Here is a 1232-nt window from a genome sequence, read left to right on the forward strand (position 1 = left end):
GAGCTGGGGTACCGGGTCACCGCGCTGACCTACCACGACGCGCCGCGGCGCGCGCACTCCGTGGCGGCCCAGGGCGGGATCAACGCCGCCCGCGCGAGGCGGGTCGACGGCGACTCCCTGCACCGCTTCGTCGCCGACACGGTCAAGGGTGGCGACTTCCGGGGCCGGGAGGCCGAGGCGTTCAGGCTCGGCGAGGAGTCGGTTCGCGTCATCGACCACTTCTCGGGGATCGGCACGCCGTTCGCCCGGGAGTACGGGGGCGTGCTGTCCACGCGGTCGTTCGGCGGAGTGCAGGTCTCACGCACCTACTACTCACGCGGGCAGACCGGTCAGCAACTCCAGATCGCCGGCACCCAGGCCCTCCAGCGGCAGATCCGGGCGGGCACGGTGCGGTTGCACACCCGCCACGAGATGCTCGATCTGATCGTCGACGACGCCGGATGTCACGGGGTCGTGGTCCGCGACCTCGTTACCGGACACCTCCGCGCCGAGACCGCCCACGCCGTGGTGCTGGCGACGGGCGGCTACGGGAACGTCTTCCACGACTCCACGCTCGCGGTGAACTCCAACGCCTCGGCCGTGTGGCGGGCTCACCAGCGAGGGGCGTTGTTCGCCTCGCCGTCGTTCGTCCAGTTCCACCCCACCGCCCTGCCCAAGGACACGACCTGGCAGGCCAAGACCATCCTCATGAGCGAGTCGCTCCGCAACGACGGCCGCATCTGGGTGCCGAGGCACGCCGGCGACCACCGACCGCCGGGCGACATCCCCGATTCCGACCGCGACTTCTTCCTCGAGCGCCGCTACCCGGCCTACGGAAACCTGGTCCCCCGCGACGTGGCGTCACGGGCGATCACGGCGGAGATCCGCGACGGCCGCGGGGTGGGCCCCCGCCACAACTCGGTGTACCTGGACTTCCGGGACTCCCTCGCCCGCGACGGCCGGCAGCGGGTCGCCGAACGGTACGGCAACCTGTTCGAGATGTACTCCCACGCCACCGGCGAGGACCCGTACTCCGTCCCGATGCGCATCGCGCCCACCTGTCACTTCACCATGGGCGGGCTCTGGAGCGACTACGACCTCCAGACCTCGATCCCCGGACTGTTCGTCGGCGGCGAATGCGGCTGGGCGTATCACGGCGCCAACCGACTCGGCGCCAACTCGCTGCTCAGCGCCAGTGTGGACGGCTGGTTCACCCTCCCGTACTCGGTGCCGGCGCACCTGGCCGCCCGCCT

General features: G+C 71.2%; 1 protein-coding gene. It reads left to right on the forward strand.

Annotated features, from left to right (window positions below; translation table 11 throughout):
• Nucleotides 1–1232 (forward strand): succinate dehydrogenase (quinone) flavoprotein subunit (gene sdhA, locus G6018_RS15860; RefSeq protein WP_182640130.1); only part of this gene is annotated, 1232 nt, incomplete at both ends.

Source organism: Dietzia sp. DQ11-44, from assembly GCF_014145205.1.
Taxonomy (GTDB): domain Bacteria; phylum Actinomycetota; class Actinomycetes; order Mycobacteriales; family Mycobacteriaceae; genus Dietzia; species Dietzia natronolimnaea.